The organism is Micromonospora phaseoli, assembly GCF_900109115.1.
In the GTDB taxonomy this organism is placed as follows: domain Bacteria; phylum Actinomycetota; class Actinomycetes; order Mycobacteriales; family Micromonosporaceae; genus Micromonospora; species Micromonospora phaseoli.
In genome coordinates, this window is sequence record NZ_FNYV01000005.1 from 411,022 (window position 1) to 424,629 (window position 13,608).

The window sequence follows — 13,608 nt, forward strand, 5'->3', positions numbered from 1 at the left end:
AACGCCTGGGTGGGCGGGGGTGGGTCAGAGTTGGGCGGTGGATTTGAGGTGGAGGTAGGTGTCGGCCAGGACGGGGGCGAGCCGAGGGGCGGGGACGTCCACCACGGTGACGTTGTGCCTGTTCAGGGCGGTGGTGAGGCGGTCGCGTTCGGCGAGCGTACGCCAGGCGGCCGCCGCGGCGTAGGCGTCCTCGGTACGCCGGGGCGGCTCGGTGGTGAGCGCGGCCAACACCGGGTCCTGGGCCGCCGCCACCAGCACCCGGTGCCGGGCGGCCAGCCGAGGCAGCACGGGCAGCAGACCCTCGCCGAGTGCGCCGGGCTCCAACGCGGTCAGGAGCACCACCAGGCTGCGCGGCCGGTGTCGGCGTAACAGCTCGCCCGCGATCAGGCGAAAGTCCGTCTCGACCAGTGCGGGCTGCAGGGGGGCCAACGCGTGCGCCAGCCGACTCCACTGCGCCGGCCGCTCGGCCCCGCCGACCGAGGCACGTGGTGCGGCGTCGGCGGCGAGCACGTCCACCCGGTCACCGGCGCGAGCCGCCAGCGCGGTGAGCAGCAGCGCCGCGTCGATCGACGCGTCCAGCCGAGGTTCGTCCCCGAGGCGCACCGCCGAGGTGCGACCGGTGTCCACCACACAGATCAGCCGTCGGTCCCGCTCCGGCCGCCAGGTCCGCACCAGCACCTCGGCCCGCCGGGCGCTGGCCCGCCAGTCGATGGAGCGCACGTCGTCACCCGACACGTACTCACGGAGTGTGTCGAACTCGGTGCCCGGGCCGCGACCCCGGCCGACCTGCGTACCGGCGATGAGTCGCAGGCGGGCGAGCTTCTCGGGCAGGTGCCGGCGGGAGTCGAAGCGGGGCAGCACCCGCAGCGTCCACGGCGGGGTGGTCGGTCGGCCGGCCCGCTGCCGGAAGGCCAGCCCGAGGGGCCCGAACGAGCGGACCGTCAGCTCCGCCGTGGGCCGGTCCCCCCGGCGGGTGGGGGTGAGGCGGCTGGGTAGCGCGAGCACCTCACCGGCGGCGACATGGACCACCTGGGTCGGCGGTACGTCCGGCCGCGCCCCGGCCGACGGCACCCAGGCGTCGCGGACCTGGGCCCGCAGCGGTCGACCGGAGGCATTACCCAGGTGAAGGGTGACCGTGGCGGTGCCACCGAGCCGGACGGCCTGATCGCCGGTGCGCTGCGCGGTGAGCGCCCGCAACGGCGCGGCGAGCGCGAGATCCACGGCGAGCAGCAGCAGGACCGCGCCGGTCATCACCGCCACCCCGACCAGTGGCGACGGCCATACGGGCAGGGTCAGCGCGCCCACCGCGAGCAGCGCCGCCGCCCGCCAGGTCATCGCGGGGTCGGCACGGTGGCCAGCACCGTGTCCAGTACCGCGTCCACCCCGATGCCCTCCAACTCGGCCTCCGGGCGTAGCCGCAGCCGGTGCCGCAGGGTGGGCCGGGCCATCGCCTTGACGTCGTCCGGCACGACGTGGTCGCGGCCGGTCAGCCAGGCCCACGCCTTGGCGGTGCCGAGCAGGGCTGTCGCGCCGCGGGGCGAGGCCCCCAACTCCAGGGCCGGGGTGGCACGGGTGGCCCGGCACAGGTCCACCACGTAGCCCAGTAGGGATTCGGCCACGTGCACCTGGCCCACCGCCGCGCGTGCGGCAGCGAGGTCGGCCGCGTCGGCCACCGGGCGTACCCCGGCGGCGGTCAGGTCCCGGGGGTCGAAGCCGCCGTGGTGGGCGCGGAGCACGCCCAACTCCTCCTCGCGGGCGGGCAGCGGCACGGTGAGCTTGAGCAGGAACCGGTCCAGCTGGGCCTCCGGCAGGGGATAGGTGCCCTCGTACTCCACCGGGTTCTGGGTGGCGGCGACGATGAACGGATCGGGCAGCATCCGCTGCTCACCCTCGACGGTGACCTGCCGCTCCTCCATCACCTCCAACAGGGCGGACTGCGTCTTCGGCGGGGTTCGGTTGATCTCGTCGGCGAGCAGCAGGTTGGTGAAGACCGGCCCCTCACGGAAGGTGAACGCCGCGGTCCGCGCGTCGAAGACCATGGAACCGGTGACGTCACCGGGCATCAGGTCGGGGGTGAACTGCACCCGCCGCGCGGTCAGGTCGAGCGCCGCGGCCACCGTGCGTACCAGCAGGGTTTTGGCCACTCCCGGTACGCCCTCCAGCAGCACGTGGCCACGGCAGACCAGGGCGACGATCAGCCCGGTGACCACGGCGTCCTGCCCCACCACGGCCTTGGCCACCTCGGCGCGCAGCCGGTGCAGCGCGGCCCGGGTGGGGTCGGCGGCGAGCGGGTCGACGGTCATGGCGGGTCGGGTCACCGGGTGTCTCCTTCGGATCGCGGCTTCGGCAGCCGGGCCGGGTGCGCCGGTTCGGTCGCGGTGCCGGCGGCGTGCGGTGGCGCGGGTTGCGGTGGCGGTGCGGAGAACGGCGTGCTGTCACGTGTCGTGCGGTTCAGGTCACCGGCCAGCTCCAGCAGGTCGCGGTCGGTCTGCGGGGCGTCACCGTAAAGCAACTCGTGGATGGTGTCGGGGCGGTCGCCGGTACCGGCGGCAACTGCGGCGGCGACGGTGGCCGGTGGCGTGTCGGCCGGCAGGTGCAGCCGACCCGCGAGCCGGGACCGGGCGGCGTCGCGTAGTGTCCGCGCCGCGCTGTCCCGGGCCCGCGCCCGCTGGTAGAGCCGGGCCCGGCCGAGCACCGTCTCGGCGGCGGGCACGGTCACCGGCAGCGGCTCCGGCGTGGGTGGGCCGAGCCGCCGGGCCCGCCCGGCGGCGATCAGCAGCGCGGCCAGGGCGAGTTGCAGCAACAGCGCCCAGAACCAGGGCGGGAAGGCAGACCAGAGCGGGTTGGCGCTCCCGTCGCGGTCCGGCCCGCCGGGACCGGACGCGTCGCCGCCCGGCCGACCGCGGGGCGGGTTCTCGTCCAGGTCACCGTCGCCCGGCTGCTCCCGGTCGTCGGGCTCGCCGTAGCCGTCGCCGGAGGACTCCGGCAGTTGCGAGGTGGGGGCGCGGCTGGGCTCGGGCGGGGGCGGCGCGGGACCGTCGAGGTCGAGCCAGACCACCCGGCCGGCGGTGGCGAGCAGCCCGGTGGCGAAGGTGTGGTTGTCCCACTCGTCGATCCGGCCGTTGCGGAACGGGTCGCTGGCGCCCACCACGACGCTCTCGGCGGGGCCGGGGAGGCGGGCCAGGCCGCCGGCGTAGCAGAGGTCGACGCTCTCCGGCGTGCTGGTGGGGGCGTACCGCTGCCGGGCGACGGCGGCCATGCCGGCGGGGGCGACCTCGGCCAGGGGGCAGGGACGACCGCCGGCGTGCGGGGTGAGCGCCCGGGTCGCCCACCGACGCCCGGCCGGCCGTAGCGGCAGCCCGGCGGCGTCCAACACCCGCCGAGGCGGGTCCACCAGCACCAGTCGGGTGCCGGCGGGCAGCAGGCCCAGGTAGCTGACGGTCCGTGGGTGCAGCAGCCCGGGCGCCGGTACGAAGAGGGTGGCCGAGCCGGGCCGGGTGGCCAGCAGCGCCCGGATCGTGTCGGTTTCCCGCTGCACCACGATCCCGCGCCGGGCCAGGCTCTCGGCGAGTCGGCTGCCGCCGTCGTCACCGGTGACCACCGGGGAGAGGAAGCCCCGGTCGGTCTGGTCCGGCTGGTCGATCTCGCGGCTGACCAGTGTGACGGCGAGCAGCAGCGTACCCAGCAGCACCGGGATCAGGATCCGGTGACGGCGCCGCGCCCGCCGGGCCGTCACGGTGTCACCGTCCCGGCCGCGTCGGGTGGGCTGTCGGCGGCAGGCTCATCGGCGAGGACGTGCCGCAGCCGGACGGCGTGCTCGCGCATCCGGTGGTCGTGCTCCGCCGTCGCCGGGCGTTGGGCGTACCACACCTCGGAGAAGATGGTGGCGGCGGCGGCCAGGGGCGGGCCGGCCGGCGGGCGACGGGCGGTGGCCACGGCGACGACCTCGGTCACGGTCATGCCTGGCCGCACCCGCACCAGGTCGCGGTCGGCCAGGTCGTGGAGCATGACGCGCAGGCGTTCGCGGATCGCCTCGCCGTGCCGACCCTCGGCGGCGAGCCGGTCGGCCACCGTGAGGGTGGTGGCGAGTGGAATGTCCGGTTTCGGAGCGGGCGTGGCCGGTGCCGGCGTGGTGCCGCCGGGGTTCGGGCGGGCGGGGCGCCGGCGGGGCAGTCGGGGCAGCCGGCGGGGCAGCCAGGCTGGGAAGGTGTACCAGCCGGTGGCGGCCAGCGTCGTCGCCAGCACCAGCAGCAGCAGGGCCAGCGGCAGCGGCACGTGGTCGCCGAGTGCCGCCGTGGTCTCGGTCCACCACCGGCTGAGGCTCATCCGCCGACCGCCAGCAGGTCCGACGGGGCGCGGGTGGTCGGGGCCCGGGAGAGGTGGATGTCCAGCCCTTCGCTGCGGATCCGGGTCTCCAGGTGCACGACGGCGTCCAGGCAGGCCAGCGCGGCGTACGCGACCGCGTTCACGGCCGCCCAGACCAGCATGGACACGGTGACCGCCCAGCCGTCGGAGATCAGGTCGAGGGTGCTCAGCCCGGTGAACAATCCCCAGCCGAGCCCGACCCGGAGGATCCACCAGACGAGGTAACCCAGTACCCGCAGGGCGGCGGCCCGGCCGTCGACCCGCAGCGCGAGGGTGGCGGAGCGGGCGATCGCGCGGGTCGGCGCGACGCGGTCGATCACCAGTGCCGGGGCCACCGCGCCGAGCAGGGCGAAACCGACGAGCCAGGCCGGGCCGAGCAGGGACAGGAGCAGCATGACGGCACCGACCAGCGCGCAGAGCCCGACGGTGGCGCCCCAGCGGGCACCGGCGGCGCGCAGCAGCTCTCGGGCGGTCGTCCGGTGGCCGAGCAGTGCACTGCCGGCGGCGCGGGCCGCCGGGTTGCCGAGCAGCAGAATGATCATCGCCTCGGTCGCGGCGCCGAGGGCCAGCAGGAACCAGAACGGGGCGAAGGAGTTCAGGCTGGGCGCCCACCACAGCGGTGGGGTGGCGCCCACGGCGTCGCGCAGGGGCAGCAGCAGGAGTTGTTCGCCGACGGCCAGTGCGGCGGCGAGCGGGAGCAGGGCAGGTGCCTGGCTGCGCAGCAGCAGTACGGCGGAGTCGAGCAGTTCGCCGATGGTGAGTGGGCGGCCGGGGAGTACGACGGTCGGGCCGGTTTCGGGCACGCGTACTCCTGGGAAGCGGGGGATGGTGGCGCGCTGCGACGCACCCGGGGATCATGTTGACACGCGCGATCCTCCCGGGTGCAGTCCCGCCCCGGGGGCGGCTCGTGTGGGCGGTGCAACCGGCCGGTGCTGGGCAGGGCCCACCTGGCGGCAGTAGCGTGCCGGGTGACGCCGATCCCACCGAACTGACGGGATGGAAACATTAACCCCATGAGAGCCCGGGTACTGGTGGTCGACGACGACCCAGCGCTCGCCGAGATGCTCGGCATCGTGCTGCGTAGTGAAGGTTTCATGCCCTCCTTCGTCGCGGACGGAGAACGGGCACTGGCCGCGTTCCGGGAGAACCGGCCCGATATCGTCCTGCTTGACCTGATGCTGCCCGGAATGAGCGGTATCGACGTGGCGCGGGCGATCCGGGGCGAGTCCGGGGTGCCGATCGTCATGCTGACCGCGAAAAGCGACACGGTCGACGTCGTGCTCGGTCTGGAGTCGGGGGCCGACGACTACGTGGTGAAGCCGTTCAAGCCCAAGGAGCTGGTGGCCCGGATGCGGGCGCGGCTACGGCGGGGCGAGGACGCCGCGCCGGAGATGCTCACCATCGGCCCGCCCGACAACCAGATCTCCATCGACGTGCCCGCGCACACCGTGAGCCGCAACGGCGAGGAGGTGAAGCTGACGCCGCTGGAGTTCGACCTGCTGGTCGCGCTGGCCCGCAAGCCGCGTCAGGTCTTCACCCGGGAGGTGCTGCTGGAGCAGGTCTGGGGGTACCGGCACGCGGCGGACACCCGGCTGGTCAATGTGCACGTGCAGCGACTGCGTGCCAAGATCGAACCTGATCCGGAGCGACCGGAAATCATCCTGACCGTTCGCGGCGTGGGCTATAAGGCGGGTACCGGATAGCCTGGTCGGACTGTGACCACCTCCCCGCACCCGGATCTTGACCCGACGTCCCGCCGGCGTGGTGCCGCGCGGGAGTTGTGGCGTGGGGTGAGCGGCCGGGTGGCCCGGTTGCTCGCCGGCCTGCACCAGACCTGGCGCCGTTCGTTGCAGGTCCGCGTGGTGACCATCACGTTGGTGACGTCCAGCCTGCTGGTCGGTGGCTTCGCGTACCTGATCGCGGACAAGATCACGAGCATCCTGCTGGAGAACGCCAAGACCGACGTCCAGCTACGGCTGCTCAACGGGGCGGAGTACGCGGCGAAGCAGTTCAGCCTCTACGGCCAGCCGCAGGAGGCACAGCTCCAGGAGACCATCGACGGCACGGTGAACTACCTGGCCGGCGGCGACCCGCAGCAGAACAGCGGCGTGGTGGTGGCGCTCACCGCGGAGAACTGGCCCGGAGTCATCGAGCCGCGCACCTCGCCGGCGGCGAACGTCCGGCCGCTGATCAGCCCCGAGCTGCGCGCCGCGGTGGCCGGCGGCAACGTGGCCAACCAGATCCGCACCGGCCGCCTCACCGGCGACGTCGAGCGCAAATACCTGGTGTACGGCTCGCCGGTGCCGACCCGGTTCGGCCAGGTGGAGCTCTACTACTTCGTACCGCTGACCCTGCAGGACACGACGGCGGCCCAGGCGCGGGCGACCGTGGTGGCCACCGGGGTCGCCCTGGTGCTGCTGCTCGGCCTGCTCGCCGCGCTGGTTACCCGGCTGGTGGTGATCCCGGTGCGGGTGGCCGCCCGCACCGCGCAGCGACTCTCGGCCGGCCTGCTGGATCAGCGGATGGCCGTCAACGGCGAGGACGACCTTGCCCTGCTCGCCGCGTCGTTCAACCAGATGGCCACCAACCTGCAACGGCAGATCCTGCGGCTGGAGGAGATGTCGCGGCTGCAACGCCGGTTCACCTCGGACGTCTCGCACGAGCTGCGCACGCCGCTGACCACGGTACGGATGGCCGCCGATCTGATCTTCGCGGAGCGCGACGGGTTCGATCCGGCGGTGGCGCGCAGCGCCGAACTGCTCCAGGCCGAGCTGGACCGGTTCGAGGAGTTGCTGACCGACCTGCTGGAGATCAGCCGGTTCGACGCGGGGTTCGCCGTGCTCGACGCCGAGCCGACCGACCTGGTGCCGGTGGTCCATCGGGTGGTGGACCGGCTGTCCGGACTGGCCGAGCGGGTCGGGGTGGCCATCGAGCTCGACGTTCCCGCCACTCCGGTGATCGCCGAGATCGACCCTCGGCGGGTCGAGCGGGTGCTGCGCAACCTGGTCGGTAACGCCGTCGAGCACGGCGAGGGCCGGCCGGTGTGGATCACGCTGGGGATGGACGAGACAGCCGTCGCGCTGACCGTCCGCGACCACGGCGTCGGGCTCAAGCCGGGCGAGGAGAAGCTGGTGTTCAACCGGTTCTGGCGGGCCGACCCGTCCCGGGCCCGGCAGACCGGCGGGACGGGGCTGGGGCTGTCGATCAGCCTGGAGGACGCGCGGTTGCACGGCGGCTGGCTGGAGGCGTGGGGCGCACCGGGGCAGGGCGCGCAGTTCCGGCTCACCCTGCCGGCGCGAGCCGGTGACCGTTTGACCACCTCGCCGTTGCGGCTGGTGCCGGCGGACGCGACGCTGCCGTTCGGTGGTGCCCCCGCCGGTGGCCTGCTGGCCATCGGCCCCGGCCCGAACGGCACGCTCGCGGTCGGTCCGGCGGCGCCACCTCCGCGCGCGGAGGTGGGTTCGTGAGGCGGCGGCTGCTGACGGGTGTGCTCGGCGGGACACTGGCGGTTGCCGTCACCGCCGGCTGCGGCATCCCTGACCGCAGCGAGGTGCAGATCGAGCAGCGTGGACCGGCCGCGGAGACGAACCTGTCGCTGGGCCGGGGCACCGAGCCGCCGACCCGGGAGGCGGCCGGCAGCGACGCCGAGGCGTTCGTGCGGAACTTCCTCGCCGCGGCGGCGGGCGAGCCGGATCGGGCGTACGAGCGGGTGAAGCGGTTCATCACGACCACGGACCGGGCCGGGTTGCAGGAGAAGCAGGGCAGCGAGGTGGCGCTGTCGGTGGTCCGGCTCACCGACGACCCGGTGATCGAACCGGACGTCGACAGCATGAAGGTCACCATCACCGTGCAGCAGGTCGGCCTGCTACGGGCCAACGGCCTGCTGGCGCCTCCGCTGACCACCGAGTCCAGGTACGAGTTCCGGCTGGTGAGCGCCGGTCCGGCGGGGGAGGACGAGGCGGGTTTCTACGTCAGCAGCCCGCCGAACGTGCTGCTGCTCAGCGACGATGCCCTGCGCCGCTACTACCAGTCGAAGTCGATCTACTTCTGGAGCTCGGACCGTAGCAGGCTGGTGCCCGACCAGCGGTATCTCTCCTCGGTGGTGCCGGCGGAGCGTCGGGTCAGCGAGGTGGTCCGGTGGTTGACCGCCGGCCCCTCGGACTGGTTGCGGGTCGGCGTCTCCGGCCTGCCCGACCGCACCGAGATGATCAACAATGCCACCGGCTCCGACGGCCGCTGGGAGGTGAACCTGGACATGCCCGGCGTCGACGAACAGCGGCTGGAGCAGCTCAGCACCCAGCTGGCCTGGTCGCTGCCGGAGCTGGACGGCACCCTCGAAATCAAGATCCTCAACCAGTCCCGCAAGGTGGTCGACCTCGGCGAGCAGCGGAGGTTGAACCAGCTGTACGAGATCGACCCGAACACCCGGCGGTACTGCGTCTACGAGGGGGCCATCCACTCGCTGGCGGTGGCCAACGAGCCGGCCGGCCTGGTGCCGGTGGCTGCCGAGGTCAACCGCGACATCGTCACCGCCGGCCTGCGCCGCGCCGGTGAGGAGGTCCTGGCCGCCCTGGTGGTGACCGGCGAGGACGGTCGGCAGCGGCTGGCCGTCGGCCGTGGCCGTTCAGTGGTGGAGAGCCTGCTGCGCAGTTCCACCACGCACGCCGCCATCGGTCGGCCGGCCTGGATCGGTACCGACGGTGGCCGGCCGGCCGGGCTGGTGGTCGCCGACGGCAGCCTGTACCGCTTCGACGACCAGGCGTCGATGCGGCAGGTGCCGCTCGGCCTGCCCGGCCGGGTCAGTGCGGTGGCGGCGGCCCTGGACGGGCAGCGTGTCGCGCTCGTCGTCGACGGCGCGCTCTACGTCGCAGCGATCAACTGGGAGGCCGGGGTGCCCGCGGTCGGCCCGGCCCGTCGACTGGTCACCTCCCTGACCAACGTCACGGCGGTGGAGTGGTGGGCGGAGAACCGGCTGCTGGTGGCCGGTGCGGTAGGCCGTCCGTCGATCTACGACGTGAGCGTCGACGGTGCCCTGGAGACCCCGCTGCGGGAGGACACCGGCTCTCAGGTCAACCACCTGGCCGCGTACCCCACGACCCAACTGTCCCCGCTGGCCGGCTCGTTCATGTACGAGGCCAACGGGGTCGCCTACCGCCTCAACCCGTTCGAGCGGATCAACCGGGACCAGGTCCAGGACGTGACCCCGCCGCCGGCGGGAGCGCGCCCGGGCGACCCCACCGCGCCGATCTTCCTCTACTGAGTCGCCGTGCTGGGCGGGATCTGGGCGGACCTGGCCGACCTGGTGCTGCCCGCCGATTGCGCCGGCTGCCGGATCCGCCGGTCGGGTCTGCGGCACGGCGTCTGCCCGGACTGCGTGACCGCGCTGCGGGCGTTGCGTCCCCGCGCGGTGCGGCCCGTTCCCGCCCCGCCGGGACTGCCGCCCTGTCACGCCCTCGGGACGTACGGTGGGCCGTTGCGGGAGACCCTGCTGGCGTACAAGGAACACGGCCGACACGCCGTGGCCAGGCCGCTCGGCGCCCTGCTCGCCGAGGTGGTCGCGGCGGCGGTCGGTCCGGTCCGCCCGGTGCTGCTGGTACCGGTGCCGGACACTGCCCGGGCGGCCCGCGCCCGCTACGGCGACCACCTCGGCCGGCTGACCCGGCACTGTGCCCGCCGGCTGCGCGCCGCGGGCTGGCCGGTGCGGGTGTACCGGCCGCTGCGTGCCCTGCCGCGGCCGGACTCGGTGACGCTGGACAGCGCCGGTCGGGCAGCGGTGGCCGCGACCGCGTTCCAGGTCCGGCCGGGTGTCCTTGCGGCACCCCCGGGATCGAGCGTGGTGCTGCTGGACGACATCGTCACCACCGGGTCGACCCTGGCGGCGGTCAGTCATGTGCTGAGCCTGCGCGGGCTGTCGCCGGCGGTGGCGGCGGTGCTGGCCGCGACCGAGAAAAGGCACCAGCGGTGACCGATTGTGTTTCCGTTTCACCCCTTCGTGTATGAGGTGTGGAAATTCTCCGGTGGTCTTGGCGACCGGGGGTGACGCCCGGACGAACAGGAGTTAGCGTTTGGTTGTCGGGGGTAGGAAGGTCATCCCACCCAACCCCCGGCGGTGAGAGGAGGCGTAGCCGTATCGACCGGTCGACGCCGAACGGGGCCATCCCGGGCGCGACCGGAGTTTCCGGATCGAGGACCGTCCGAACAAGGGAGGTCACGTGGACATCGTGGTCAAGGGCCGTAACGTCGAAGTGCCGGACCATTACCGGGTGCACGTAGCAGACAAGCTTGCAAAGATCGAACGCTACGACCACAAACTAATCCGTGTCGATGTCGAACTGTTCCACGAGCGCAATCCGCGCCAGGCCGATCACTGCCAGCGGGTGGAGATAACCTGCGTCTCGCGTGGCCCGGTGATCCGGGCGGAGGCCTGCACGAACGACTTCTACAGCGCGCTGGACGCGGCGATCGCCAAGCTCGACGCCCGGTTGCGTCGCGCCGCCGACCGGCGCCGGGTCCACCGTGGCCGGCACGCGCCGCTGTCAGTCGCCGCCGCCACCGCAGGCCTGCCGGTGACCGACCTGCCCGCGCTGGGCGCGCCCGCGCAGACCAGCGCCGCCACCGCCGTGGCCGAGCGGGCCGACGAGGAGTACGCGGACGACCAGCCGTGGCACATCGCGCGGGAGAAGGTGCACCCCGCCGAGCCGATGACCGTCGACGACGCCCTGTTCCAGATGGAACTCGTCGGCCATGACTTCTACCTGTTCCAGGACAAGGAATCCGGCCGCCCGAGCGTCGTCTACCGACGGCACGCCTACGACTACGGCATCATCTCGCTGGACATCTGATCCGGTGCCGGCGACTCGGGTCGGGGTCCTACCGGCCCGAGTCGCCATGTCGTCCCGCGCCGGTCAGTCCGTCAGGTCCGTCGGCAGCAGGCCGAAGATCGTCGAGTCGGCCCGGTCGCCGGCCGTGCCGGGCAGCCGCCCCCGCAGCAGTCCCTCCCGCCGGAACCCGGCCTTCTCCAGCACCCGCTGGGAGGCCGCGTTCTCCGGCAGCGTGCCGGCCCAGAGTCGGGCCAGGCCGACGCGGTCGAACCCCCATCGGGCCAGCAGCCGTACCGCCCGGGTCGCGTAGCCGTGCCCGCGCCATCCGGGCAGCAGGCTGTAACCGATCATCGCCTGGCGGCTGGCGGGCTGGTCGTAGTGCAGCATGCAGTTGCCGACGAAAGCTCCGGACGACCCGTCGAGGATGGTCATCGCGGCGGCCGTGCCGACCAGCCACTGACTCTCCGCGCCGCGGCAGCGCTGGTCGACCTCGTCCCGGGTGGCCGACACCGGGGGCACCCGGGTCTGCACCACCGCCGGATCGGTGTGCAGCAGGTACGTCTGGTCGGCGTCCCGCGGACCGAGGCGACGCAGGACGATCACGCCGTCGGTGAGCCGACCGCCGGGCAGGTCCGGTAACGGGCGCTCGGCCGGCCCGGGCGGATCGTCGGCGAGGCGTGCCCACACCATCAGGTCCCGCCGGCCGCCGCCCCGCACCGGCGCGGCTCGGCGGCGTACCCCCTCCGGCCGGAAGCCGGCGGCCAGCGCGACCCGCTGGCTGGCGGCGTTCTCGACGTGGGTGAGCAGCTCCAACCGGGCGGTGCCGGCGGCGAAGGCGTGCTCTGCCAGGGCCCGGGTGGCGGCGGTGGCCACGCCCCGGCCGCGCGCCCACGGCGCGACCCAGTAGCCGATCTCGGCCTGGCCTCGCGCCGGCACCGGATGGCTCAGCCCGACGGTGCCGAGCAGTCGGTCGGTGGCCGGGTCGGTGACGGCGTACGCGGCCCCACCGCTGGTGAAGGCGGCGGGGGCGCTCTCGGCCACCCAGTGCCGGGCGTCGGCCTCGGTGTAGGGGTTGGGCAGCCCGTCGATGAACCGTTGGGTGAGCGGATCGGAGCAGCCGGCCACGATGTCGGCCACGTCGTCCGGGCCGAACGCGCGCAGCCGTACCCCGGGGGCCTCGATCGGTGGCGGCGTCATGCCAGGTCCTCCGCGAGCAGCGCGCCCATCCAGGCGTCCACCCGGGCACCGCGGTGGAGCAGGGCCTTGCGGGCGGTGCCTTCGAAGGTGAAGCCGGCCTTCTCGGCGACCCGGCGGGAGGCGACGTTGCCGACGTTGGCCCGCCACTCCACGCGGGCCAGCCCGAGCGTGGTGAAGCCCCAGGCGCAGACCGCGGCCAGCGCGGCCGGCTGGTAGCCGCGGCCCCGGGCGTGCGGCGCGGTCATGAAGCCGACGTCGGCGAGCAGCGGATCGGTGGCCGACAGCCGCAGGTCGATCGAGCCGGCGTACCGGTCGGCGGGATCGGCGATGACGAAGTTGGCGCTGGTACCGGCGGCCCAGGTGCCGCGTACGAACGTCAGGAAGTCCTCGGCATCCGTGCGTTGGTAGCCCTCCGGCACGGTGGTCCAGCGCAGGGTCTCGGGGTCGCGGCAGGTGGCGACGATCGTGTCGAGGTCGTACTCCTCCAGCGGGCGCAGGCTCAGCTCGTGCGGGCCGGCGGTGGCGAACAGGGTGGGCTGCCCCCGGCCGAAGACGCCCGCCCGGCGGGCCGCCAGCGTGCCCGGGCCGGCGGGGCCGACCTCGCCAGGCGCGGGCACGTCGCCGGGCAGCAGCGACCCGAACCATTCGTGGCTGCCGTGCTCCGGGTCGGCCGCCCGCAGCCGCCCCTCGATCTGGAAGCCGGCCCGGAGGGCGACCAGCCGGGAGGCGTGGTTGCCCACCAGGGCCCCCCAGAGCAGCCGACGCATCTTCAACTGCTCGAAGGACCACCGGGCGAGGGTCCGGACGGCGTGGACGGCGACGCCCTGGCCGCGCGCCCAGGGGGCGGTCCAGTAGCCGATCTCGCTGAGCTCGTGGTGGCGGTCGATCGTGTTCAGCCCACAGGCACCGAGCAGCTCACCGGTGGCGGCGTCGCAGACCGCGAAGGGCGCGCCGGTACCGAGTTCCCACTGGCGGGCGCGGTCGGCGACGAACTTCTGGGCGTGTTCGGGCCGGTACGGGCGGGGTACGCTGGTCCAGCGCTGGATGTCCGGATCCTGGCAGGCGCGGTGCACGGCGTCAGCGTCAGCGGCACGCCACGGCCGTAGCAGCAGGCCGTCCTCGGTGATCTCCACGGGCTCCATCGGCACCATCGTGCCGGATCGTTCGCCGACGGCGTAACCGGATAACCGGGACGCGCGTAGGCGCAGAGCGTGTTATGTCGGTT

At 73.7% G+C, this 13,608-nt stretch carries 12 protein-coding genes; 5 read left to right on the forward strand and 7 right to left on the reverse strand.

From position 1 onward, the window contains the following. Nucleotides 1-24: 24 nt before the first annotated feature. From BMY89_RS16090 to BMY89_RS16110, 5 genes are read right to left on the reverse strand one after another with little or no spacing between them, the layout of a single operon-like run. Entirely contained in the window at nt 25-1,335 is a 1,311-nt protein-coding gene (locus BMY89_RS16090) for a DUF58 domain-containing protein (RefSeq protein WP_092380779.1), read from the reverse strand. Next, on the reverse strand, nt 1,332-2,303 hold the full coding sequence (locus BMY89_RS16095) for an AAA family ATPase (RefSeq protein WP_092380780.1): 972 nt from the start codon (nt 2,301-2,303) through the stop codon (nt 1,332-1,334). The genes BMY89_RS16090 and BMY89_RS16095 overlap by 4 nt, the downstream gene beginning before the upstream one ends. Nucleotides 2,304-2,314: 11 nt before the next feature. Continuing rightward, on the reverse strand, nt 2,315-3,736 hold the full coding sequence (locus BMY89_RS16100) for a DUF4350 domain-containing protein (RefSeq protein WP_175510374.1): 1,422 nt from the start codon (nt 3,734-3,736) through the stop codon (nt 2,315-2,317). Further along, a complete protein-coding gene (locus BMY89_RS16105; protein ID WP_092380781.1) occupies nt 3,733-4,326 on the reverse strand; it encodes a DUF4129 domain-containing protein in 594 nt (197 codons plus the stop codon). Before BMY89_RS16105 ends, BMY89_RS16100 begins: the two co-directional genes overlap by 4 nt. Beyond that, nucleotides 4,323-5,168, reverse strand: a complete 846-nt coding sequence (locus tag BMY89_RS16110; RefSeq protein ID WP_092380782.1) for a hypothetical protein — start codon at nt 5,166-5,168, stop codon at nt 4,323-4,325. The genes BMY89_RS16105 and BMY89_RS16110 overlap by 4 nt, the downstream gene beginning before the upstream one ends. A 210-nt stretch (nt 5,169-5,378) precedes the next feature. On the opposite strand from BMY89_RS16110, the gene mtrA reads away from it, so the two are divergent. From mtrA to hpf, 5 genes are all read left to right on the forward strand, one after another. Beyond that, the gene (mtrA, locus tag BMY89_RS16115) at nt 5,379-6,068 is read left to right on the forward strand and encodes an MtrAB system response regulator MtrA (protein WP_092380783.1); all 690 of its coding nucleotides are present in this window, start codon (nt 5,379-5,381) and stop codon (nt 6,066-6,068) included. A gap of 12 nt (nt 6,069-6,080) precedes the next feature. Further along, on the forward strand, nt 6,081-7,832 hold the full coding sequence (gene mtrB, locus BMY89_RS16120) for an MtrAB system histidine kinase MtrB (RefSeq protein WP_092380784.1): 1,752 nt from the start codon (nt 6,081-6,083) through the stop codon (nt 7,830-7,832). Then, nucleotides 7,829-9,625, forward strand: coding sequence for an LpqB family beta-propeller domain-containing protein (locus BMY89_RS16125; protein ID WP_092380785.1), 1,797 nt, complete (start codon nt 7,829-7,831; stop codon nt 9,623-9,625). Before mtrB ends, BMY89_RS16125 begins: the two co-directional genes overlap by 4 nt. Before the next feature lie 6 nt (nt 9,626-9,631). Beyond that, complete coding sequence (locus BMY89_RS16130) at nt 9,632-10,330, forward strand: ComF family protein (protein WP_092380786.1); 699 nt, start codon at nt 9,632-9,634, stop codon at nt 10,328-10,330. Nucleotides 10,331-10,577: 247 nt separating this feature from the next. Beyond that, entirely contained in the window at nt 10,578-11,207 is a 630-nt protein-coding gene (gene hpf, locus BMY89_RS16135; RefSeq protein WP_092380787.1) for a ribosome hibernation-promoting factor, HPF/YfiA family, read from the forward strand. A gap of 63 nt (nt 11,208-11,270) precedes the next feature. On the opposite strand, the gene BMY89_RS16140 is transcribed toward hpf, so the two are convergent. Both BMY89_RS16140 and BMY89_RS16145 read right to left on the reverse strand, forming a co-directional pair. Next, complete coding sequence (locus tag BMY89_RS16140; RefSeq protein ID WP_092380788.1) at nt 11,271-12,383, reverse strand: GNAT family N-acetyltransferase; 1,113 nt, start codon at nt 12,381-12,383, stop codon at nt 11,271-11,273. After that, nucleotides 12,380-13,525 (reverse strand): GNAT family N-acetyltransferase, encoded by a 1,146-nt coding sequence (locus BMY89_RS16145; RefSeq protein ID WP_092380852.1) that lies wholly within the window; start codon nt 13,523-13,525, stop codon nt 12,380-12,382. The genes BMY89_RS16140 and BMY89_RS16145 overlap by 4 nt, the downstream gene beginning before the upstream one ends. Nucleotides 13,526-13,608 lie beyond the last annotated feature (83 nt).